The following is a 22,504-nucleotide window of genomic DNA, read 5'->3' as shown; positions in this document are numbered from 1 at the left end:
TTTTCACCCGTCCGACCGATCGGCTACCCGATGGGGGAGACCTACTACGAGGTCCTTGGGGTCGACCCGGACGCCACTCCCGACGAGATCGAGTCGGCCTACCGCGATCGCGTCCTCGAGACTCATCCGGACCACTCCGACGCCCACGACGCAGCCGAGCGGTTCCAGCGGGTCCAGACTGCCAGATCGGTGTTGACCGACGGGGACGAACGGGCCCGCTACGACCGACTCGGTCACGAGGCCTACGTCGGACTCGCCGACGGCACCGCACGCGACGACGCGACCGGCGAGGCTGCCGACGACGGTTCGAACCGGACCACCGAGCGAACCGGCTCGCACCCGACGGGCGGCCGCACGAACGCGACGGCGGGAACGGAAACCGGCGGCGCGACGACCGGACGGCGAACGGGCCGCCGGACCGGCCGCGCTCGAGGGGCCGCTAACACGACGGCCACGGACGGAACGAGGGGTCGAACCTCGAGCCACCACGCCCGCCAGCGGTCGCGACGCCGCCAGCAACGGGCCACGCGGCAGGCGACCGGCGACTGGCCCTTCGGCGCGGACGATGAAGCGGAGTCGAACGAGTCGGCAGGTTCGACCGAGAGCGACGACGCGACGGCGGATGACGGCTTCAGTTACTCCGTTCACGGTTGGGACGACGAGATCGACCTCGAGTGGGAAGGCCGGCGGATCGATCGGTCGACGGCGACATCGGTCGGGGCCGTCGCCGTGTTGTACCCGCTGCTCGTCTGGGCGAGTCTCACCCCGTTCTTTTCGCTGCCCGTCAACGTCGTCCTCGCCGGCTGTACGCTCGCGCTGGTGGGGTATCTGTTGACGATACCGCGGCTGGCGATCGGCGTCTTCGGCGGGTGGAGCATCCTGTTCCCGCTCGGGATCGCGGTGCTGTCGCCGGTCGGGCTCGGATCGCTGTTCGGCCTGTTCGCGCTCGGGTTCGTCTGGATTCCGCTGGGCTACGCCGTCGTGCTGTGGTGGGTCCTGCAACCGTAGCGAACGGAATCGGGCGGAAAGCGGGAGTTACGTGTCCTTCTCGAGGTCGGTCGCAACCGCGTCGGTAACGCGGTCTGCGAGGGCGTCACGCCGCCGATGACTCGCCTCGGAGTCGAACGCGACCGAGAGAACCTGGGTGCCCGGCGTCTCGAGCGACCGGCGATAGGCGGCCGGGAAATCCGCGGGCGCGACGCGTTCGAACGCGAGGTCGTATACGTCCTCGAGCGCGGCAAAGTCGAGGCCGTGGGGCGTCTTGAACTGGTCGGTGAAGGGCGGCTCGAACTCCTCGATCGGCAGTTCGTGAAAGATGCCGCCGCCGTCGTTGTCCAGCAGAACGATCGTGGCGTCGACGCCACAGCGCTCGAGCGCGAGCAGGCCGTTCGAATCGTGATAGAAGGCCAGGTCGCCGGTGACCAGTACCAGCGGCTCGTCGGTCGTGCTGCCGGCGCCGAGTGCCGTGCTGGTGATCCCGTCGATTCCACTCGCCCCGCGGTTGGCCAGTACCGTCAGCTCGGCCGCCCGCGGCCGGGCGAACTGGTCGGCGTCCCGGATCGGCATGCTGTTCGAGACGAACACCGTCGCCGGATCCGGCGCGGCCGCGAACACGTCGGCGAGGATCGCCCCCTCGAAGGGGTCGGTCTCGAGTGCGTCCGGGGCAAGCGCCTCGTCGCGGATCGCCCAGTGGCGACGTTCCGCCGCCGCGAGGCGCTTGCGCCAGTCGCGGTCGATCTCGGAACGGCCGTCCCGGTCGGGGAGCGCCTCGAGCAGTCCGTCGACGACGGCCGTGGGATCGGCCGCTAGCAGATCGGTCGCGGTAAAGGTGGCCTCGCGCCACTTTCCGGGGGGATCGACGAGGAACTGGCGGGCGTCGGCGTCGCGCAGCCAGTGACGGAGCGGCTTCGAGGTGGGGGAGGCACCGAACCGAAGGACGACGTCCGGCGGCGGCAGTTGTCCGACGTAGGTGTCGTAGCCGCCGTAGATCGTTCGCGGTAGCGAGTTCGCGTTTTCGCGGTCGACGTGCGGGCCAAAGCGCAGCCCCGAGAGGGGGTCCGCCAGGATCGGCGCGCCCAGCCGCTCCGCGAGTCGCGTGACGGCAGCGGGCTCGAGGACGGGAAGCGTCGTCGGATCGGCCGGCCCCGCCACGAGCAGCGGGCGGTCAGCGTCTGCAAGTGCCGCAGCCAGCCGGTCGCGGTCCGCGTCGTCCGGGAGCTGCCGGCCGCTCGCGGTTTCCACGAACGGCCCGTCACGCCCCCGGCCGGCCGTCGTCTCGGCGAAGGCGTCGGGCACGTCGCCGGGTACCTCGATCGGCTCGAGGGGCTTGCGGAACGGGCAGTTGACGTGGACGGGTCCGGGCGGAACGCCGCCGGTCTCGGCGAGCGCACGGGCCGCAGTGGTCCGTAGACTTCTCACTTTCCGCTCGTCGGCCTCCGGTTCGGGGAGTTCGGTATACCATCGGACCGCGTCGCCGTAGAGTTTGACCTGATCGACGGTCTGGTTCGCGCCGCTGTCGCGCAGTTCCGACGGCCGGTCGGCCGTCAGCACGAGCAGCGGAACGCGGGCCCGATCGGCCTCCATGACGGCGGGGTGGAAGTTCGCCGCGGCCGTGCCCGAGGTACAGACCAGTGCCGTCGGCTCGCCGGTGCGTCGCGCACGTCCGAGCGCGAAAAACGCCGCCGAGCGTTCGTCGAGATGCGAGTAGACGTCGATATCCTCGTGTTCCGCGAAGGCAACCGTCAGCGGCGTCGAGCGGCTCCCGGGCGCGAGACAGACGGCCTCGAGGCCGCTTTTGGCGAGTTCGTCGGCCAGCACGCGGCCCCACAGGGTCGCGCGGTTCGGTGCCGTCATCGGTCTATCTGAGTTCGTCGAGGACCGGTCGGAACTTCAACTGTACCTCGTCCCACTCCTCGTCGGGATCGCTGTCGGCGACGATTCCGCTGCCCGCAAAGAGGGTGACCTGCTCGTCGGTCGCGACGCCCGAGCGGAGTCCGACCGCGAACTCGCCGTCGCCGTCGGCGTCGAACCAGCCCACCGGGGCAGCGTACCAGCCCCGGTCGAACGACTCCGTCTCGCGGATCGTCTCCCAGGCCGCGTCCGGCGGGACGCCGCCGACCGCGGGGGTCGGATGGAGCGCCTCGACGATTTCGAGGACGTGTCGATCGCCCGAGAGCGTCGCCTCGATCGGCGTTTGTAGGTGCTGAATCGTCGCCAGCCGGCGGATCGTCTGCTCGCTGACCGTCAGGTCGCGGGCAAGCGGCGCGAGCTGTTCGCGGATCGCGTCGACGACGAGCCCGTGTTCGTGCTGGAACTTCTCGTCACCGCGCATGCGCTCGACGTGATCCTCGTCCTCGGCCGGCGTCTCGCCGCGGGGTACCGAGCCGGCGAGCGCCTCGGTCTCGACGCGCTGGCCGCGTTTCGAGACCAGCCGCTCCGGCGGCGCGCCAAAGAAGGTGCCGCCGGTGCCGTGACCGATCGAAAAGCGATAGCAGTTCGGGTACTGTCGGCCCAACCGCTCGAGGGTCGCCGCGACGTCGATCGGCCCCTCGAGTTCGACCGACAGCGCCTGTGCGAGAACGACCTTCCGCAGCCTGCCGTCAGCGATCCGCTCGAGGGCGGTGTCGACCTGCGTCGTCCACTCGGCTGGCGAGGTCGTCCGCCGGGTCGCGGCGACGCCGGGCGTCGAGCCGCTCGGCCCCGTCCCCGGCGAGACCGTCAGGCGGTCGTGCCAGCGCTCGAGTCGGTCGTCGGCCTCGCCGGCCCGATCGCCGACGGCCGTGAGCCAGGTGCCGTCGTCGGTCCGCACGACCTGCACTCGCGGCACGATAAACGACGCTGCCGGGAACCCGGTCCAGGGCGGCATCGGCTCGTGGCCGTCATGGAAGGCGACACCGCCGACGGCCCGCGGACGGGCCGGCTCCGGTCCGTCGTGAACGAGCCCGGAAAACACCCGGTTCGCCCGGTCGCGGAGTCGGTCGAAGCGACCGGTTCCGCCGGCGGTGAACTCGGCTGCGATCCCTCGCCCGACCAGTTCCAGCCCGTCGGGCGTGGCCCACTGGACGCGGGCGGCGGCGCTGCCGTCGAGGATCGCGTCCGCAGCGACCCCCTCGAGTTCGCGGCTCCGACTGACGAGATCGGCAGCGCCGTCGGCCCCGTTCGTCCCGCCCGCCAGTCGACTGTCGCCCGACGATCGATCCATCGATCGCACGTCAGGACCGGCCGGACTTCAGCCTGACTATTGGCGAATCGATCAGCTGTATCGCTGCTCCTCCCACGGGTTCGCAGTCTGGGAGTAGCCACGCCGCTCCCAGTAACCCCGCTGGGGCTCGGTGAGGAACTCGACGCCATCGACCCACTTGGCACCCTTGTAGGCGTACTTGTGGGGCGTGACCACCCGGAGTGGACCGCCGTGGTCATCGGGCAGGGGCTCGCCGTCGAACGCCCACGCGAACAGGACCTCCTCGCGCAGACAGTCCTCGAGGGGCAGATCCGTAGTGTAGCCGTCCAGCCCGGAGAACATCACGTGGACGGCTTCCGGGTCGACGCCGGCCCGCTCGGCGAGTTCGGGGAAGGAAACGCCGGTGAACGAACAGTCGAACTTGCTCCAGCCGGTCACGCAGTGGAAGTCCTGACGCTGTGTGACCGACGGCAGTTCGCGAAACTCCTCCCACGAGAAGGTCAGTTCCTCCTCGACTGCGCCGGTGACGGTGAACTCCCAGGTCTCCAAGTCCCAGTCGGGCGTCCCGCTCTTCGAGAGGACCGGGAAGGCGGTCGTTTCGCGCTGTCCCGGCGGCAGCCGTTCGTCGCCGAATTCCTGATAGAGATCCGTGACGTCGGTCGCGTCCATATCCGTCCGTACGGTCGAACGGACGTAGATGTGACGCCATCGATCGCCGTCCCCGCGGATGGCCGTCGCGGCTGCGGCTGGGCAGCGTCGGCCGGTCACCGATCCGTCGTCGACCGGTGACTCGAGCCGAGACTCGAGAGCGGGTCGGTGCCGACAGGCTGTCGCTCGAAAAAGGCAATATTCCCGAGACGGGAGCGGGGTCGAAACTGATCGAAACGGTCGCGGCGTGACCGCAACTCGATAGTTTCCGTCGAAACCCTCGCCATCCCTTAGTACGGTCTCGCCGAGGGTACGATCGCATGGCGAGTAGACAACAGTTAACGGAACGAGAAATGACAGACACAGAACCGGAAGAGATGGGCGAGCAGGCGATGGGGCCGGCGTTCGTCGCGTCAGCCGCCTCGGTCGGACTCTCGCTGTATTACTTCTTCATCCGCGGCGAGCGCGACCTCGGGACGTTCGTCGGCCTCTGGCCCCCGACGATCCTCGCGTTCGCGAGTTACTTCAACCAGCGCAAGATGCGCCAACAGTTGGAGACGCTGACCCAACCCGGTACGACCCTGAAGAACGCGTTCGACTCGATGATGGGCAACCGCTGAGTCGGTCGTCTCGATCCCCGAACTGAGACGGTCTACTGTCCGCCATTGCCGGTGGGGCCGTGACCGCCCGTCCTCACCGGGAACTCGGTACAGCAAACCGTACGAGACAGTGCCATCCGACTGCCGTCGCTTGCCGATCCCACACACGTCCTCGGTTTTGTGGGACTGAAACGCGGTCTCGTTTCGGCTGCCTGACCGATCGGTTTCGACTGGTGTAGAGTCCCCGTCAAACCTAAATACCCCCTCGCCGAAAGCCGAATCAGATGCCGAAAGTAGAGATCACCATACCGGAACACCTCGAGATGCAGATCGCCCAGATGGTCGAGCGCGGCGAGTTCGTCAACCGCGAGGAGGCGATCGAGGACCTCCTATCGACGGGCATCAAGGCGTACAAGACCAGCGGCCCATCGGACGAAGAGGAGGGGGCTGGAACCGGCGGTACCGGCTTCGAAGACGACGGGATGATGGGCCACGACGACGAGTACGTCTTCTAACCTAGACGCCGACCGTAAGGAGCGGGATTCCGAACGCGATCGCAATGCCGACCAGTGCGACGAGCGCACCGGTCAGCGCTTCCCCCGCCGAGAAGTCGCTCATCGGTGCGGTCGTCCGGTCGGCCGCGGGGTCGTGGCCGACGTCGGCTCCCGTGTCGTCCTCCGTTGCGGTGTCGCTGTCGTCCGTCATACTCGCGTGTTCTCGGCTCGACCGCTTAAGATCACCGACACGGGTCTCGAGCGGCCGCGCTGCCGACGGCGACCCATCGAGTGGAATTCGCCCGATCCAGACCCCTTTACTATCCCGGGCGCGAACGGTCGGGTAACGACCACATGGTACTGACAAAACGCGTCATCCCGTGTATCGACGTGGATCTCGACGAGGACGGGAACCCGGCGGTCTACACCGGCGTCAACTTCGAGGACCTGCAATACACCGGCGACCCGGTCGAGATGGCCCGCGCGTACAATCGCGCGGGGGCAGACGAGTTCGTCTTCCTCGACATCACCGCCTCCGCGGACGGCCGGGAAACGATGCTGAACGTCGTCGAACGCGTCGCCGACGAGGTCTTTATCCCGCTCACCGTCGGCGGGGGGATCCGAACGACCGACGACATCAAGGAGACCCTGCGGGCCGGCGCGGACAAGGTCTCGATCACCACTGGCGCGCTCGAGCGCCCCGAACTGATCAACGAGGGGGCACGCGCCTTCGGCAGCCAGTGTATCGTCATCAGCGTCGACGCCAGACGGCGCTTCGACGAGCAGGGGGAACACTACGTCGAGATCGACGGCGAGTCCTGCTGGTTCGAGTGTACCAAGAAGGGGGGCCGCGAGGGGACCGGAATCGACGTCCTCGAGTGGGCCGCCGAGGCCGAGGCCCGCGGCGCGGGCGAACTCTTCGTCAACTCCATCGACAAGGACGGCACCAAGGACGGCTACGACCTCCCGCTGACGGAGGCGGTCTGTGACGCCGTCGATACGCCCGTGATCGCCTCGTCGGGCTGTGGGAGTCCCGAGGACATGTACGACGTCTTCACCGAGGCCGGTGCCGACGCCGGGCTCGCGGCGTCGATCTTCCACTTCGACGAGTATTCCATCGAGGAGACGAAGGCCTATCTCGACGAGCGCGGCGTTCCCGTCCGGCGCTGATCGGGACCGAGCGACTCCCGTTCGATCTGTCCGCACCGTCCCCTATCGGCATATTTATATTATTTTATTATACAGATAGGGTTGATGAAATGGCGGTGTGCGTGGTGTGGCAAACCGCACGCGGAAAACGATCCGCCCTGTGACGAGTGCGGTCACAACGCCTTCGAGAAGGCGGTCGTCCGAGAGGGGAGCGACGAGGCGAGGGAGTCGCCGACCGAGGGGATCGACACGGGGCCGACATACGTCTGGACCTGTACGGACTGCGGTCGTGAACACGTCAAACACAATCCGCCCTGCTCGCGCTGTGGCAATCCGACCCTCGAGAAGACCGAGCAGACGTACGATGCCGTGGAAAGCGATCTCGATGTCCCGGGTTGGCTGGGAGTCGCGAAACCGTACCTACCCGTGGTCGCCGTCGTCGTCCTGATCGCGGCGCTGTTTGCGACGGGAATCGTCTCGCCATCGATGCTTCCCGGAATCGGTCAGCCGTCGCCACCTGATGCCCCTGGAAGCGGCGTCGAAGCGGCCGGTATCGACCTCGAAGCGACCGAAGAACTGGTCCACGAACGCCTCGAGGCGGACCGAGAATACGCGCGGGCGTACGACGACGGCCTCGCGGCGTACGCGGAGTACCACAACCGAGCGTTCGTGGCCCACGAGTACGAGGGCAGGAAAGTGGACTCGGTCGACTCGAGTGACTTCGATGTCGACTGCCGCGGCGAACCGACCGCAGGCAGGGTACCGGTCCGCTTCTCGGTGAGTGAGTACGACGACGCGGAATCGCTCGCGGCGGACCTCGCGGTGGTTATGGCCCCGAGCGATCAGGTTACCGGCTCCGGATACGACGGCGAGGGGCTCGACATCCACGTCGTCGACGGATCGATCTACGTCTTCTATGCGGCGTGCTAACGTCCGGTTCGCTCGCCGATTCCGACTGGAGAATGTCAACGGATCCGGTATCGGCGCGTCGGGTGAGGGTCGAATCGGCGAACTCGAACGGGGATCAGCAGTCGCTCGGTCGACTCCCCAGTACGCTTATTCCTTCGCAGTCCTGCCGTTCGAACAGTGAAATGGCGGTGTACGCGGTGTGGCAAACCGCACGCGGAAAACGACCCGCCCTGTGACAACTGTGGCCACAACGCCTTCGAGAAGGCGATCGTCCAGGTCGACGACACCGACGACGACGACCGCAGCGGCGGCAACCGCGGCGGCAGCGAGCCGATTCCGTCGGGGACCGTCGAGACCGGCCCGGACTACGTCTGGGCCTGCACGAACTGCGGTCGGGAACACGTCCGGAACACCCCGCCGTGTTCGCGCTGTGGCAACCCCGACCTCGAGCGGGTCGAGCAGACCTACGCGGACGTCGAGCGGGACCTCGAGACGCCGAGCTGGCTCGAGGTCGCCACGCCCTATCTGCCGATCTTCGCCGTCATCGGCGTCGTCGTCGCGCTGTTCGCGACGGGGATCGTTTCGCCGTCGATCCTGCCCGGGATCGGCCCACCCTCGCCGCCCGACGCGCCGGGCCAGGCCGACGAAGCGGCCGGGCTGGATTTCGAGACGACCGAGACCGAGATTCACGACCGACTCGAGGACGAGCGCGGCGGCTCGGACGGGCGGCGATACGACGACGGGCTGGCGGCCTTCGTGGAACACCGGAACCGCAGACTCGTCGCCGCCGAGTTCGGAGACAGAGAGCCCGGCGCGGCAGATCCCGACGAGTTCGGGCACGACTGTGGCAACGATCGGGTCGTCGGCGCACCGCTTGTCGTGTCGGACCTCTCGCTCGCGGAGTACGGAAACGAGTCGGCCCTGGCCGCCGACATCGCCGACGGACTGCTCTCCTCGCAGTTCGGCGACAACGTCCGTACCGGGTACGACGCCGAAGGAATGGACATCCACGTCGCACCAAACGACGACGTGTACGTCTTCTACGTGGCGTGTTGAGTTCGGACTCGGCTCTCGGTCCGTCGCAAACGATACGAAAACGCGGCCGTGACGACTGTTCGATCGAGTCCTCGACCCGCTTCAGGCCGCCGCTTCGAACGCGTCGCGAAACGCCGTCGACTTTTCGCGGACGGTGACCGCCGCCTCCTCGAGGCACTCGAGCGGATCGGCCCCGCCCTCGGTCTTGATCGTCAGGATCGGCTCGGTCTGGCCGCCCGACTGTTCGGGATTGACGTCGTAGGTCGCCGCGCTCACGTCGTCGTGTTCGAGCAAGGCGCCCTTGAGTACGTTCATGAAGGTGTGATCCTCGCCGGCGATCTCGATCGAGAGTTCGTCGTCGGTACTCTCGGTGACCCGCAGTTCCATGCTGTATGGGTCCGACCGTCGGCCGCTTGTACCTTTCGAAGCGGCCGTTGTACGGTCGGCCGCGGCCGTCCCACCGCCGCCTCGAGATCGGGGGCGGACGACGCAACGCCGACGGTTCGCCGAAGGCAAATCACTATACGCCCCCGTTCGAACCACGCGATATGGTTTCGGTTGCGGCCCTGTTGACGGTCCTCGTCGCCGCGACGCTGCTCGGGTCGGTCGCGGTCGTCAGGCGACTCCACCGGCCGGCGCGACGCTGGCGCGACCGCCTCCGGTCGCGGTTCGTCCTCGGCGTGCCGTGGGGCTCGCTGCTCGTGATCGTCGTCGTTCTCGCGGTCTATCTGTTCGTCCAGGGCGGGATCACGGACTTCGACGACCCGGTGACGATCCCCTTCCGGACGTGGTCGTATTTCTACCCGCTGGGGATGGTCACGGCGTCGTTCTCCCACGCGGGGCCGAGTCACCTGCTCGGAAATCTGGCCGGGACGATCGTCGTCGCACCGCTCGCCGAGTACGCCTGGGGTCACTATCCGACCGACGGCAACGCGGCAGCCGATGCCGCCGCGGGACGGGCCGGCTCGCTGTACCGGAACCCGCGAGTCCGGGCCTTCGTCTGCTTTCCCCTGGCCGTCATCGCGGTCGGATTGGCAACGAGCCTGTTCGCGCTCGGCCCCGTGATCGGCTTCTCGGGCGTGGTCTTTGCCTTCGCCGGCTTCGCTATCGTTCACTACCCGATCGTGACGATCGTCGCCACGCTCGGCATTCAGGGTGCAATTTTGCGCCTCTACTCCGCACTGCAGAACCCGATCTACGTCTACACCGCCCAACCCAGTCCGCCGTCGGCACCGTCGTGGGCCGGCATCGCGATTCAGGGCCACGCACTGGGGCTTTTCATCGGGTTCGTCCTCGGGATCGTTCTGCTCGAGCGACGGGGACGACGCCCGGACCCGCTGCGGCTCTGGCTGGCCGTCCTCCTGTTCGGCTTCGCGAAGGGGCTGTGGGCGATCTACTGGTTCGGGGGTGAGAACACGTATCTCCTCTATCAGGGACCGGGCGTGGTCGTCGTGGCCGTCCTCGCACTGGTCGTCACCCTGGCGATCACCGCCTCCGAGCGGCCGGCGGTCCCGCGACGGCTCGCGAAGGCGGTCCCCGGATCAGCGCCGGACGCTTTCGAGACGGACGGCGACCGTGCGATCGACCGGCCCCTCGAGTTGGCCCGCGCCGACGACGGCGACGACCGGCCCGGTAACGACCGCCTCGAGCGGGTTCGCGAACTCGCCGGCGGTACCCGGGACCGGGCGGCTGACGGCGGCTCGCTGGCGGCGCTGTCCCGAAAGCAGGTGGCCGTCCTCGCGGTGATCGGCGTCCTCGCGCTGTTGGCCGGCGTCGCCGTCCCCGCCAACTTCCTCGTCGTCGAGGACGCGAGCGCGACCACCGACACGGCCGTTCGGATCGAGGACTACACCGTCGAGTACGTCGAGGGCGTCCCCAACGGGCTCGTCTCGGGGATCGGCATCGAGGCTATCGAGAGCGACGAGGGCCTCGAGTCGAGCGGGGTGATCGTCGCCAGCGAGCGCCGTCAGGTGTGGCTCGAGGCGGTCAGCGCCCAGCGGCTCTCGGCTACCGGCGAGGAGACCGTCTACGTCGGCGGGGCCGGCTGGCGGGAAGCCGTCCACGTCGAGCGGGCCGGCTGGGAACCGGTCGGCAACGACACGGTCTATCAGGTCTGGCTTCGGCCCGACGGCGGGGAGCGGCGACTCGCTCACGAATCCAACGACTCGCGGGCCGAAGCCCGGATCGCCGGCCGAAACGTGACCGTCGGCTCGGACGGCGGCGAGTTCGTCCTCTCAGTGACCGCGGACGGAACGGAGCCCGCCACGACGGCGATTCCGGCCGCGAACGAGACGGCGACGGCGGGCGGGCTGACGTTCGAACGCGAGAACGAGACGGTTTACGCGGCGGCCGACGGAACGCGGGTCGCCATCGCCAGCGAGGAGACGTACAACGGCTACTGATCTCTCCCTCTGCGGTGGCGCGCGCTGGGCCGCGGTGAACCACCGGTGAACCGCGGGTCGACACTGCGCGAGGGATGAACGAGCGACGAACGGAGCGAGTGAATCGGCTGGGGAGGGCGTGGAAATTCCGTGTTGCCAGTATGAGAGCGGTGCCCGTTCCGGGTTCGGTATCCGCCGACCAAACGACAGTTCGTTTCCCTTTCGCGGCAGCGATGACCGCGACCGCGGCGACCGATTACGCTCGAGACGACCACTCGATCCGGAAGACCTCGGCCTCGAGCGTCGCCTCGGCCTCGGTGTGGAACTCGAACTGATTCGAAATCGGAAACTCGGCCCGGAACGCGTGGGTCACCTCGCCGCCGGCGTCCGCGGCGTAGGACTCGACGAACTCCTGGCTCCCTTCGTTGTGGATCGTATACGAGACCGCGGCGATCTCGCTGGCCGTCTCGAGGAACTCCCGGTCCGCGTGACGGTTCCCCCGCTGGGCACCGAAGGGCGGATTCGAGAGGACGGTCGCCCCGGTCGTCGCGAACGGATGCCGGCTCACGTCCCCCCGGAGCCACTCGATGGCTCGATCGTTGCCGTCGGCGGCTCCCTCGCCCTCGAGCGCGGTCCGTTCGTTCTCCCGGGCCAGCGCGAGCGCGTCCGGATCGACGTCGATCCCCGCGACCCGGTCGGCACCGGCCAGCGACGCCGCGATCGCGAGCATTCCGGTGCCGGTCCCCAGATCGATCACCGGCCGCTCGAGATCGTTCTGGAGCCCGGCGAGATGGCAGAGGTGGGCAGCCAGCTCCGCCGGGGTGAGATACTGCTCGAGGGCGGGCGAAGGGTCGGCGAAGTCCGCGAGCGACTCGAGCCGACGGGCGAGCGTCCGCCGTGACGGGCCGGCCATTTATTCCGCGAGCGAGAGCGAGCCCTCGAGATCGAAGGCGAGCCCCTCTCGATCGGCGCGTTCGGCACAGGCTGCGAGCGCGGGCCGGACCTTCTCCGGGTCGGCGACATCGCCGACGCTGACGGTCACCGTGCCGACGCCGAGGAAGGACCCGGCCCGGACGTAGCCCCGGATCCGATCCACCTCCTCCTGGGTCGCCAGCGAGCAGTCCGCGTCGAAACACGCCTCGACGATCAGTTCGGCCGGCACCATCCCCTCGGCGGTCAGGGTGGCCTTGAGATCGCGGAGGTACTCGGGGGCGGTCGACTCGAGGGTCGCGGCCTCGAGGGAGACGGGAGTCGCATCGGCGGGTTGACAGCGTTCGACTGCGGGGTTGGGGGACGTCGTACTCATTACACACTAATACATAGACTGCATACAAAAAGCTTTCTGGATGCGTAGTAGTAATACACGGTCGCAGACTGGCCCGGTATCGTCACAGTGTGACGGCGGCCGCGGCCGCTTTGTCCAGCGGGCACCTCGACGTCTCCGTTTCGCGAGAGGTTCGAATAGAGTTAAGACAGGTCCGTGAAAGTATCAGGTATGGACGACTGTCCACGGTGTGGGGGAGCGATCGAGGAACTCTCACTCGGCGACGCGTCTACGGTCACGTGTCCCCACTGTGGGTTCGCCGACGTTCCCGTCGAACACCAACCGGTCGGCGAGGACCCCGAATCCTGGCGGGACGCGTTCAACCGCTTCTACGAGGAGTAGCGACTCGAGTCGGGACTGCTCGACCGCGTCGCCGAAAAAATCGACTGTGGGGTGTCGCTATTCGTTCGCAGCCGCCGCTTCCGCTTCCTCGTCGCCACCGTCGTCGTGATCGACGTCCTCGTCGGAACGGGCCGCGACCAGACCACCGCGAGCGACGCTGTACAGCGGTTCGTTCGCGTGCGTGACGCCGCTGATCGAGAACGGAATGTTCGCCTCCTCGAGGTGGTCCTTGAACAGGGCCTCGAAGCCGCTCGGGCTGGAGGTCCCGCCGGTGACGACGACGGGAACGTCGAGGCCTTCCTCGACGTCTTCCTCGTCGACTTCCTTGACGATGTTCTCGATGACGTAGTCGAGCAGGTTCTCGTAGTAAATCGAGAGCGCCCCCTCGACGCCACCGACGTCGGTCGTGAAGTCGAGTTCGAAGTCGTCTTCCTTGATCGAGGTGACCTTGTCCACGGGCGTGCCCGTTGCGCGAGCGGCCTGCTCGTCGACCCAGTCGCCACCGCGGGCCACCGAGAACTTCATGACCGGCACCGCGTAGTAGGCCAGACAGACGTTCGTCATCCCGGCACCGAACGAGATCCCGAGACCGGTGAAGTTGTTGTCCGCGAGTTCGGAGTAGATGACGGACATCCCCTCGTTGATGGGCTCGGCGTCGTAGCCCATGTCGTCGAGGAAGGATTCGATCGTCTTCTGGTGGTACAGCGTCGAGAGGTCCGAGTCGATCGGGTCCGCGGGCGTCGAGAAGTAGAGCTTCTCGTCCGGATACGCGGGCTCGCCGACGACCTGCTCGATGATGAGTTTCATCATCGGGATCGCGCTCTGCTCGTCGTTCGAGAGGATCCCGTGTTTCATCGGCCGACGGGTCTCCTTGTTGAAGATGTTCGCGAAGTTCAGGGCGTCGTCGCCGACGACGTAGACCTTGTCGTCCTTGCGAATGTGGAGGACTTCGCTTCGCGAGAGCATCTGCTCGGCCATGTCCGAGTACTCGATCTCGACGAAGGAGTTACGCTGTTGCACGAAAACCGTGTCGTTCCCATCCTGTTGTGCTGACAGGATGTTCATCGTACCGACGTCCAGGCCTTTGGCCATGTGTGGGGAAGGCCACCGACGGATTATAAATCTATGTGCATTAATTCCTCTCTTTACCGGCACCGAAGTAAGAATTAATTACTGCCGCACGGTCGCGTTAATCCCGTTTTACCAGCGAACGAACCCGATTCAGCAACCCTTCGAAGGGCTTTGTGACGCGTTCGGTGGCGCTTTCCTCGTCGGCCGTCGCGAGTTCCTCCGCGCGTTGCTGTTCGCGCAGTTCCTTGAGTTTCGCCGTCTGGTCGTCGACCGTCGAACTCGAGGTGGTCTGTTTCGTTTCGCCGCCTTTCAGCCCTTTGAGACCGGCGACCTGCTGGTCGACGCCCGAGGAACGGGTCGTCGTGGTCCCGGCGTCGGTGTCGATCTCGACATCGCCGAGATCGTCGCTCGAGAAGTTCAGTCGCTTGTGTTCGGTCTTCTCGACACCGCCCCACGAGAGTTCGACGCCCTCCATCGCGTCGTCGATGTCCTGCTGGATCTCGTCGTCGGTCAGTTCCGGTTCATCGTCGTCGTCGTCGGCCTCGACCGCGACGGCGTCGGCCTGCTGTGCCATATCGAGGTAGTGGGCGATCAGGGCCGCCCCGGTCGAGGCGGTGATCGCAGCCAGCCCGACGGCGTAGGTGGCGATGATCGGGACGGTGTAGTCGTTGCCGTACCCGTTCCAGTCGCCGGGGTAGGCCACGAGGAAGCCGATTATCGCTGCGATGGTCACGGCGACGCCGGCGATAGAGGCGTACTGCATCCGCCGCTCCGAGGGTAACAGGACGACGATACCGAGCATCGTCACGGGAAGGGCCGTCATCGCGAGCGCGTACGCGGGGCCGACCCACGCGACGTAACCCGCGGTGCGGGCGTCGTAGGTGTTCCCCCACAGGAAAAGCAGCAGTCCGACGAGTGCGAGTCCGATCCCACCGAGGAACAATCCGAACCCAACGTAAACGTCGGTCCGGTCCTCCGGTTCACCGATGTATCGACGATAGAGGTCGAAGAGATAGCCGTCTGTGGCCTGTTCCGCTGCCATTAACCCCCTGTTTACGCTCCAGTACTATGACTGTTGGGACGCAAAACGAAGTCGGCAGGACCGTCATCCCGGCCGATCGGCCGACACGATCGCTCTCGAGGGCGTTCCGGTTGGATACACGCCGACACATGTAAATAGTATTGGTTGTGTCCATAGTTTGATATCCAAGCCGGCAGCAGAGAACGAGAGTAATGATTGACGCACAGCGAACCGTTCTCATCGCGGCCACCGACCCCGACGCGGTCGCCGAGTACCGCTCGTGGCTCACGGGGGCGTACCGGGTCGAGACGACGACCGATGGGTCCGACGCGCTCGCGCGACTCGAGGCCGTCGACGTGGCCCTGATCGGACGGAGTCTGCGAACGGCCGACGGAACTGTCGTCGCGCGAGCCGTCGAACGCAGGGGCGCGGGAGACGCGATGGCGATACTTCGCGGGGACGACGAGCCCGACCGCGACCGCACGGCGGCCGTCGAACTCACCGAACCGGTTTCGAACGCCACACTGTGTGAGACCGTCGATCGACTGCTGTGTCGGGTCCGCTATGACGAGCTGATCGACGAATGCGCGGCTCTCGCGGCCGGCGACGCTCCCGAGAATACCGGGACCGACACCGACCGCGACACATCGGACGGGAACCGTCTCGAGGAACTGCTCGGGACGGTGGACGCGTTGCTCGATGGCTTCGACGGCGAGGACTTCCGGGCCGCGTTCGGGACCTGCACGTACGGCGAACCCGCTCGAGCCGAGGGGGTCCGCGAGCGGTCGTAAGCCGGTCCACCAGAAGCGTCGGCGTTATACGTTCGTGGGCGCAAGCAGTGCTAATGAGTCAGGAGTCGGAGTACACTGAAGGGGACCTCCGGAACACCGGAATGCAGCTCAAGCACGACCGGGAGTGGGACTACGAACTCGAGACGATCGTCGACGCGATCGAGGAGCGAGACGCCACGAAGGTCGGCCTGCAGTTCCCCGAGGGACTGAAACGACGAGGGCCGTCCGTCGCCGACGACCTCCGGGAGCTGGCCGACGACGACGTGACGTTCATGCTCTCGGGCCAGCCCTGTTACGGTGCCTGCGACCTCGACACCTATCTGATGAAACGCACCGACGTGTTCGTTCACTTCGGCCACTCGCCGATGAAGGACACGGACAAGGTGATCTACGTGCCGCTGTTCTCGAACGTCGAGGTCACGCCGATCATGGAGGACGCGCTCGACACCCTCGAGCCGCCGGAAGAGACCGAAGACGTCGGCCTCGTGACGACCGCCCAGCACATGAACCGCTACGAGGAGATGGCTGCCTTCCTCGAGGAGCGGGGTTACGAGGTCCACAGCCGCCGCGGCGACGACCGGCTGACCCACGAGGGACAGGTCCTGGGCTGTAACTACGCGAGCGCGGACGTCCCTGCGGATCAGGTCCTCTACGTCGGCGGCGGCAAGTTCCACCCGCTCGGATTGGCGATGGAGTATCCCGACAAGCACGTTGTCATCGCCGACCCCGTCAACAACGTCGTCACCGTCGCCGACACGGAGAAGTTCATGAAACAGCGCTACGGTGCCGTCCACCGCGCGATGGACGCCGAGAAGTGGGGCGTCATCTTCTGTACCAAGATCGGGCAGGGCCGCTGGGAGCAGGCCCAGGAGATCCTCGAGGATAACGACGACGCCTACCTCATCACGATGGACGAGGTGACGCCGGACCGCCTGCGGAACTTCGACATGGACGCGTTCGTCAACACCGGCTGTCCGCGGATCACGACCGACGACGGCCCGCAGTTCCACAAGCCGATGCTCACGCCCGGCGAGTACGAGATCGCGGTCGGCAACAAGCCCCTGGACGAACTCTCCTTCGACACGTTCCACGGCACCTGGTAACGCTTTTTCCTCTGTCTCCGTACAGCGTCGGCGTGTTTCAGGCTCGTCTGACAATACTGTGTGGTAGACATTCGTTTTGCTATCATCGAAAGAGTTCGCTACGTACAGCACTAAATAGCAGTATCTGGTAGAATGTAAAGCAAAGTGGCCATAATGAGGGACTGATTCCAAATCTGTTTGGAAGCACCCTTTTGCCCGTTAGTCCCCGACCAGTAGTCGATGAGTAACTCAGCCTCGAGCGGATCCGCGGCCGCCGGTCACACCGATCGCTTCGCCGCCCTCGCCGACGCTCGTCGACGAACGCTCCTCCGGCTCGTTCACGAGCGATCGCCGGACGGGGACGGGATCGGGAAAGACGACCTTGCGGCCGAGTTCGCGGCGGTAACAGCGGATACACGCCGCCACGATGTCTCGGCGGACGACCAGCAGCGGGCGCTCGTCGAACTCCACCACAAGCTGCTCCCGCGGCTGACGGACGCGGGACTGCTCGAGACGGACGACGACGTCGTTCGGGTCCCCAACGAGCAACTGCTGGACGACACCGTGTTCGCGGACGCGCTCTCGGGCTCGAACCGCGACCTCGAGGCGACCACCCTCGATGCCCTCTTCGAGGCCCTCGCCGACGAACGCAGGCGACGGACCCTCGCGATACTCGGCGATCGGTACCAGCCCGTCACGACGGCGGCGCTCGCTCGGGCCGTGGCGGCCGCGGAGGCCGACGCAGTCGGGCACGAGGTAACACAGGACCGCGTCGACGAGGTCCGTACCGCCCTCGTTCACGTCCACCTGCCGCTGTTGCACGAGGCCACGCTGATCGGCTACGACGACGAATCGGGTCGGGTCTCCTACGAGGGCCATCCGCGCGTTCGCACCGAGTGGGTTCGATCCACCGACGGGACGCCGGCGATCGAGACCGCCAGTACCGACGCCGATGCGGCGCCGGACGCCCGCCGCTCGCCGTTCCCGCTCTAACCGTGTCCGATCACGTCCGCCGATACCCCGCCCGTCCGTCTCTCTGACTGTCTCTCGCGGTCGTCGAACCCGATCCGATAGCGGACGCTCCATCGGCCGAGACGACAACACTTACCGGGTCGCTGTCCGCATCCTCGAGTATGATCGAAAGCGACTGGGACGACTGGCTCGTTCGCGACGTCGCGGACGCGACCCCCGACGGCGTGGCGATCTGGTATCTCGGCTGTAACGGCTTCGTTCTGAAAGGCAGCGAGGGAACGACGGTCTTTATCGACCCCTATCTCGGCCTGGGGGATCCGCCACGGACGATCCGGATGATTCCGGTCCCGTTCGATCCCGCGGACGTCGCGGCCGCCGACGCCGTCCTCGCGACCCACGAACACACCGACCACGTTCACGGGGCGAGTCAGGCCCCGATCCTCGAGACCACGGACGCGACCTTCTACGGCCCGGATGACAGCGTCGCCGTCGCACGCGAGGAGGAGGCCTGGACGGACGACTGGGACGTTTCGGACGAGCAACTGACCGAAGTCGCCGAGGGCGACACGCTCGAGATCGGTGAGTTCACCGTCCACGTCGAGGTGGCAAACGACCCCGACGCGACCCACCCCGTGAGCTACGTGATCGACCACGACGCGGGCACCTTCTTCCACGGCGGCGATACGAAACCGACCGACGAGTTCGAACGGGTCGGCGACGAGTACGATATCGACCTCGCGGCGCTCGCTTTCGGCACCGTCGGCCGAATTCCGGACAAGCAGACCCGCGAGCCGAAACGGACCCGCTGGTACAACGACGAGAACCAGCTCATCGAGTGCGCCACCGCCATCGACGCCGACCGGTTGCTCCCGAGCCACTGGGACATGTGGAAGGGGCTGACCGCCGACCCGACGACGCTGCACCACCACGCCCGAAGCTTCGACTCCCCACGGGACCTCGAGATCGTCGAGATCGGCGATCGCGTCGACCTCTGAGCTGGGGAAACCAGGCGTCGGACCGTCCGCACGTTTTATAATAATGGTATGGTAACGTTGGTCTCATATGAGTAGCACCGCCGATACGGACGACGTGATCGAGGTCAGTGCCGATGGGGTAACCGTCCGGAAGACGTTCGCAGCGGACGAGTTCCCCGTCCCCGCGATCCGGTTCGAGATCGAATCGGACCGTGACGAGCCGGTCACGTTCCAACTCTCCGAGGACATCCCCGAATCGTTCCCGATGGACAAGGTCGGGTTCCATCCCGACTACCACAGCGACGACTGGACAGCCTATCAGGACCACCACGTCGAGTTCACGGCCACCCTCGAGCCCGACGAGACGCTCCTGACTGTCTACGGTATCCAACTCGAGGACGAGAGCCGCGCGACGGCGTTTCTCGGGGAGCCCGCGATCGCCGATCTCAGCGCCCGCGACGACGCCGCCGACACGGCCGACGAGGTCGACGACGAAGTCATCGGCAACATCGTCTCGGAGGACCGCAATCAGGCCGTCAAGGACATGATCTCCGGCGATTCCGACTCGGTACCGGGACTCGAGGACGAAGCGGAGAACGTGGCCGACGAGACGACCACAACGGCCGCCGAAACCGACGCCGAATCCGCCGACGCCGAGGCGGAGGACGACGAGTCGGCGGGGCTAGACCTCGACCTCGAGAACGTCGATCCCGAGCCGGAGACGGCCGATACCGACGATGACGAGGAGACGGAGGAAACGCCGGATATCGATCTCGGCTTCGACGACGAGGAGATCCCCGAGCCCGACGAGGACACGGCTGCTGACGACGATGCCGGCCTTTCGATCGGGGCCGACGAGGGCGGGATCGAGATAGGGACCGACGAGGACCTCGAGATCGATAGCGAGGCGGACGAAGACGATGCGGCGGACGGATCGGACGAGCCCAGCGTCGATCTCGATCTCGGCGACGAGGCCGACGACTCGAGCCCTGCGGCCGACACCGCGACCGAAGCGGCTGCCGAAGCCGACGACGAGACGGCAGCCGACGACGACGCCGCGATCGAACTCGACATCGACGACGATGCCGACGAAGGCGACGCTGACGATGTGGCCGAGGAAGACGATGCCGGCGACGCGCCCGAAATCGACCTGGCGGCGGACGATGCTGACCCGTCCGAGCCCGACGTTGCGACCGAAGCCGACGAGACGGCGAGTGACGACGGCGACGAAGCCACGGCCGCCGAGGAATCCGACGACGCGCTCGAGGCGTCGGCGGAAGCCGACGCGGAACCGGACTCCGAAGCGGCCGACGACGAATCCCTTGCTGAGTCCGACGCTGAAACCACTGCCGACAGTGACCTCGAGGCAGACACGGATGAGGAACCCGACGGCGAAGCGACCGACGACACCGATCTCGAGGCGGAGTCACAGCCGGAGCCCGATACGCAGCCGGCCACCGAATCCGAGCCCGAGGTCGACGCCGACTCGACAGCCGATGAGGACGGTGTGACGGCCGGAATCGAAGACGAGCCACCGGTCGAGGACGCCGCCGCGACGGCCGACGCCGCCCCGAATCCGGCACCGGAGTTCACCGGCTCCGTCGCCACACGGCTCGCGACCGAGATCCGCGAAGGCAACGTCGACGACGACGATCTCGAGGCGATCCGTGCCGAACTCGACGTCGAGCCCACGGGTGCCGAGATCGCGAAAGTCGATCACCTCCAGTCCCGTGTCGAGGAAGTGGCCGCCTACACCGACGCCCTCGAGACGTTCCTCGAGGAGAACGGGACGGGGGCACAGCTCATCGAGGATCTCCAGTCCGATCTCGAAGCGCTGGAAGCCGAAATCGAGTCCGTCGACGACCGACTCGAGGGGACCACCTCGCGGGTCGACGAGGTCGCCGCGGACGTCGACGATCTCAGCGACTGGAACGGCGATCTCCAGTCGGAGGTAAACGCCGTCGACGACGACGTCGAGGGCCTCGAGGCCGACCTCGCGGACGTGGAAGCCGACGTCGAGTCCGTCGACGACGAGGTCGAGACGGTTGCGGGCGATCTCGAAACCGTGGAGGACGACATGGACTCCATCGAGGACGATGTCGAGGAGCTTGAAGACGATGTCGACGGGGTCGAGGATGACGTGGAGTCCGTCGAAGACGACGTCGAGGATCTCGAGGACGATATCGAGGACCTCGCGGACGACGTCGAGACGGTGCGTGCGGACGTGACCGACATTCAGGAGTGGCGCGACCAGCTCGGGTCGATGTTCTCGGACTGACGGCGTCTCGCCTCGGAAACACAACTCGTTTATCCGTCGCCGGTCGACAGTCGCTCGATGGGCGAGACGATACCGATCGCTGTGCCGCGAAAGGGACGACCGCTCGAGTCGGTACTGGACCGGCTGGCCGACCGGCTCGACGTTCCCGACCTCGCGGACGATATCACGTCGACGCTTCGCCACGAAAAGGCGCTCACGAAGGGGACGATCGACCCCGACGAGGAGGACGTTTACCATCGTCTCGCCGCCTACAGCACCGTCGACGATCCGACTGCGCCCGAATACACGCTCTTGCGTGACGACCGCGCCGGCAAGCCCCGTCGGATCGTCTTCGATAGCGTCACGATCCCGCTTTCCCACGTCGAGAGCGCACCCGACGGCGCGGCGATCCAACTCGTGGGTCGCGAGGAACCGTTCCGGTCGCTCCGGACTCACGAGTTCGCCCTCGGGTTCGACAGTGCCGATCTGGTTCTCGAGGAGGTCGTCGAACTCCGAGCGGAGCCGCTGAACCGGATCGCCGACATCAACGCCCGGATCAACCCCTCGGATACCGACGTGCAGGTCGTCACCGGAATGGGCGATACCGTCTATCACACGCTGCTGGCGACGCCCGAAGTCGCACCGTCCGAAGGCTCGCTCGATCGGGACTTCCTCGAGGCGTACCAAGGACCGCTCTGTATCGAACCGCGATACGAACGGCTCGTCCAGGCAGTGCTTGGAACCCGAGCGCTCGAGGGCATCGAGTTTCGCTACCCGGAAGAGGGTCGCGAAGAGGAGGCGGCGATCGCGGAGACGGGCCTCGGCGTCTACCTGACCGTGACCGGCTCGACCGCACGCGATCACGGCCTCCTGCTCGGCGAGCAGCTATTCCCCAGCGAAACCGTGTTGCTGGAAAACACCGCGGAAACGACCGAAACGGTCGCGTTCGTCCGCTCGTTGTTGAACGGCGGCGACCTCGAGACCGAACTCGCCGTCGGTCACTAAATCGGAGCCGGCCACGTTACTCGGCGCCGATCTGAGAGCGCTCGAGCCGTCGCTACACGGAAGCCGACGGCTCGATGGCGGCGACTGGCTGTTCGATTGGTGAGTGGGTCGTCGTTTCGAACGGACGGGGACAATTAGTATAGCGATATAGGGTTCATGAGTCGGCTATGCAACACAGATCTTGAGTCAGCCCGGAGTAAACGGAGCCGGAACGAGTGGAGACGCGAGTGAAAACGGTGTATCGTCATCCGCCGCGAGCGTCGATGTGAC

Annotated in this window: 23 protein-coding genes; 14 read left to right on the top strand and 9 right to left on the bottom strand. The window is 66.4% G+C overall.

Features of this window, described 5'->3' with window-relative positions:
* Positions 1-30 precede the first annotated feature (30 nt).
* Positions 31-1,008 (top strand): DnaJ domain-containing protein, encoded by a 978-nt coding sequence (locus ACERIM_RS17670; RefSeq protein WP_373633641.1) that lies wholly within the window; start codon positions 31-33, stop codon positions 1,006-1,008.
* A gap of 27 nt (positions 1,009-1,035) precedes the next feature.
* Here the strand turns inward: ACERIM_RS17670 and menD are convergent, their stop codons facing one another.
* The 3 genes from menD to ACERIM_RS17655 are packed head-to-tail and all read right to left on the bottom strand — an operon-like array spanning position 1,036 to position 4,849.
* A complete protein-coding gene (gene menD / locus ACERIM_RS17665; RefSeq protein ID WP_373633637.1) occupies positions 1,036-2,853 on the bottom strand; it encodes a 2-succinyl-5-enolpyruvyl-6-hydroxy-3-cyclohexene-1-carboxylic-acid synthase in 1,818 nt (605 codons plus the stop codon).
* A gap of 4 nt (positions 2,854-2,857) precedes the next feature.
* A complete protein-coding gene (locus ACERIM_RS17660) occupies positions 2,858-4,201 on the bottom strand; it encodes an isochorismate synthase MenF (protein ID WP_373633636.1) in 1,344 nt (447 codons plus the stop codon).
* Positions 4,202-4,252: 51 nt separating this feature from the next.
* Positions 4,253-4,849: a sulfite oxidase-like oxidoreductase gene (locus ACERIM_RS17655; protein ID WP_373633635.1), complete on the bottom strand. Its 597-nt coding sequence runs from the start codon at positions 4,847-4,849 to the stop codon at positions 4,253-4,255.
* A 299-nt stretch (positions 4,850-5,148) separates the two neighbouring features.
* Here ACERIM_RS17655 and ACERIM_RS17650 point away from each other — a divergent pair, with 299 nt between their 5' ends.
* Together ACERIM_RS17650 and ACERIM_RS17645 are read left to right on the top strand one after the other, a co-directional pair.
* Positions 5,149-5,448 carry a hypothetical protein gene (locus ACERIM_RS17650; RefSeq protein WP_049905537.1) on the top strand — a complete coding sequence of 100 codons (300 nt, stop codon included), beginning with the start codon at positions 5,149-5,151 and terminating at the stop codon, positions 5,446-5,448.
* Between the two features lie 263 nt (positions 5,449-5,711).
* On the top strand, positions 5,712-5,942 hold the full coding sequence (locus ACERIM_RS17645) for a ribbon-helix-helix domain-containing protein (RefSeq protein ID WP_006180851.1): 231 nt from the start codon (positions 5,712-5,714) through the stop codon (positions 5,940-5,942).
* Position 5,943: 1 nt separating this feature from the next.
* Here the strand turns inward: ACERIM_RS17645 and ACERIM_RS17640 are convergent, their stop codons facing one another.
* On the bottom strand, positions 5,944-6,132 hold the full coding sequence (locus ACERIM_RS17640; protein WP_006648732.1) for a hypothetical protein: 189 nt from the start codon (positions 6,130-6,132) through the stop codon (positions 5,944-5,946).
* A 143-nt stretch (positions 6,133-6,275) separates the two neighbouring features.
* On the opposite strand from ACERIM_RS17640, the gene hisF reads away from it, so the two are divergent.
* The 3 genes from hisF (at position 6,276) to ACERIM_RS17625 (ending at position 9,035) form a co-directional block, all read left to right on the top strand.
* The gene (hisF, locus tag ACERIM_RS17635; RefSeq protein WP_373633634.1) at positions 6,276-7,091 is read left to right on the top strand and encodes an imidazole glycerol phosphate synthase subunit HisF; all 816 of its coding nucleotides are present in this window, start codon (positions 6,276-6,278) and stop codon (positions 7,089-7,091) included.
* A gap of 84 nt (positions 7,092-7,175) precedes the next feature.
* Complete coding sequence (locus ACERIM_RS17630) at positions 7,176-8,000, top strand: hypothetical protein (protein WP_373633633.1); 825 nt, start codon at positions 7,176-7,178, stop codon at positions 7,998-8,000.
* A gap of 156 nt (positions 8,001-8,156) precedes the next feature.
* Complete coding sequence (locus tag ACERIM_RS17625) at positions 8,157-9,035, top strand: hypothetical protein (RefSeq protein WP_373633632.1); 879 nt, start codon at positions 8,157-8,159, stop codon at positions 9,033-9,035.
* Positions 9,036-9,116: 81 nt separating this feature from the next.
* On the opposite strand, the gene ACERIM_RS17620 is transcribed toward ACERIM_RS17625, so the two are convergent.
* A complete protein-coding gene (locus tag ACERIM_RS17620) occupies positions 9,117-9,401 on the bottom strand; it encodes a DNA-directed RNA polymerase subunit L (protein ID WP_006648728.1) in 285 nt (94 codons plus the stop codon).
* A 161-nt stretch (positions 9,402-9,562) separates the two neighbouring features.
* On the opposite strand from ACERIM_RS17620, the gene ACERIM_RS17615 reads away from it, so the two are divergent.
* Entirely contained in the window at positions 9,563-11,416 is a 1,854-nt protein-coding gene (locus ACERIM_RS17615) for a rhomboid family intramembrane serine protease (RefSeq protein ID WP_373633631.1), read from the top strand.
* A gap of 235 nt (positions 11,417-11,651) precedes the next feature.
* On the opposite strand, the gene ACERIM_RS17610 is transcribed toward ACERIM_RS17615, so the two are convergent.
* Positions 11,652-12,308 carry an METTL5 family protein gene (locus tag ACERIM_RS17610; RefSeq protein WP_006648726.1) on the bottom strand — a complete coding sequence of 219 codons (657 nt, stop codon included), beginning with the start codon at positions 12,306-12,308 and terminating at the stop codon, positions 11,652-11,654.
* Positions 12,309-12,701: a hypothetical protein gene (locus ACERIM_RS17605; protein ID WP_006648725.1), complete on the bottom strand. Its 393-nt coding sequence runs from the start codon at positions 12,699-12,701 to the stop codon at positions 12,309-12,311. It lies immediately after the preceding gene.
* Positions 12,702-12,890: 189 nt separating this feature from the next.
* Here ACERIM_RS17605 and ACERIM_RS17600 point away from each other — a divergent pair, with 189 nt between their 5' ends.
* Positions 12,891-13,061 (top strand): zinc finger domain-containing protein, encoded by a 171-nt coding sequence (locus ACERIM_RS17600; protein WP_006180859.1) that lies wholly within the window; start codon positions 12,891-12,893, stop codon positions 13,059-13,061.
* A gap of 57 nt (positions 13,062-13,118) precedes the next feature.
* Here ACERIM_RS17600 and ACERIM_RS17595 read toward each other — a convergent pair whose 3' ends face one another.
* Entirely contained in the window at positions 13,119-14,153 is a 1,035-nt protein-coding gene (locus ACERIM_RS17595; RefSeq protein ID WP_006648724.1) for a hypothetical protein, read from the bottom strand.
* 97 nt (positions 14,154-14,250) lie between these two features.
* Positions 14,251-15,174 (bottom strand): permease, encoded by a 924-nt coding sequence (locus tag ACERIM_RS17590; protein WP_373633630.1) that lies wholly within the window; start codon positions 15,172-15,174, stop codon positions 14,251-14,253.
* Positions 15,175-15,365: 191 nt separating this feature from the next.
* Here ACERIM_RS17590 and ACERIM_RS17585 point away from each other — a divergent pair, with 191 nt between their 5' ends.
* The 6 genes from ACERIM_RS17585 to ACERIM_RS17560 all read left to right on the top strand — a co-directional run bounded on the left by ACERIM_RS17585 (position 15,366) and on the right by ACERIM_RS17560 (position 22,234).
* Positions 15,366-15,944, top strand: a complete 579-nt coding sequence (locus ACERIM_RS17585; RefSeq protein ID WP_373633629.1) for a HoxA-like transcriptional regulator — start codon at positions 15,366-15,368, stop codon at positions 15,942-15,944.
* A gap of 53 nt (positions 15,945-15,997) precedes the next feature.
* A complete protein-coding gene (dph2, locus tag ACERIM_RS17580; protein ID WP_006648721.1) occupies positions 15,998-17,047 on the top strand; it encodes a diphthamide biosynthesis enzyme Dph2 in 1,050 nt (349 codons plus the stop codon).
* Positions 17,048-17,266: 219 nt separating this feature from the next.
* Positions 17,267-18,019: a hypothetical protein gene (locus ACERIM_RS17575; protein WP_373633628.1), complete on the top strand. Its 753-nt coding sequence runs from the start codon at positions 17,267-17,269 to the stop codon at positions 18,017-18,019.
* A 140-nt stretch (positions 18,020-18,159) separates the two neighbouring features.
* Positions 18,160-18,993, top strand: a complete 834-nt coding sequence (locus ACERIM_RS17570; protein ID WP_373633627.1) for an MBL fold metallo-hydrolase — start codon at positions 18,160-18,162, stop codon at positions 18,991-18,993.
* Between the two features lie 67 nt (positions 18,994-19,060).
* The gene (locus ACERIM_RS17565) at positions 19,061-21,250 is read left to right on the top strand and encodes an AAA family ATPase (RefSeq protein ID WP_373633626.1); all 2,190 of its coding nucleotides are present in this window, start codon (positions 19,061-19,063) and stop codon (positions 21,248-21,250) included.
* 57 nt (positions 21,251-21,307) lie between these two features.
* A complete protein-coding gene (locus ACERIM_RS17560) occupies positions 21,308-22,234 on the top strand; it encodes a hypothetical protein (protein WP_006648718.1) in 927 nt (308 codons plus the stop codon).
* Positions 22,235-22,504: the final 270 nt, after the last annotated feature.

This window comes from Natrinema sp. H-ect1 (assembly GCF_041821105.1).
GTDB lineage: Archaea > Halobacteriota > Halobacteria > Halobacteriales > Natrialbaceae > Natrinema > Natrinema thermotolerans.
Note: the sequence above shows the minus strand (reverse complement) of the source record. Positions and strands in the feature narration are given on the sequence as shown.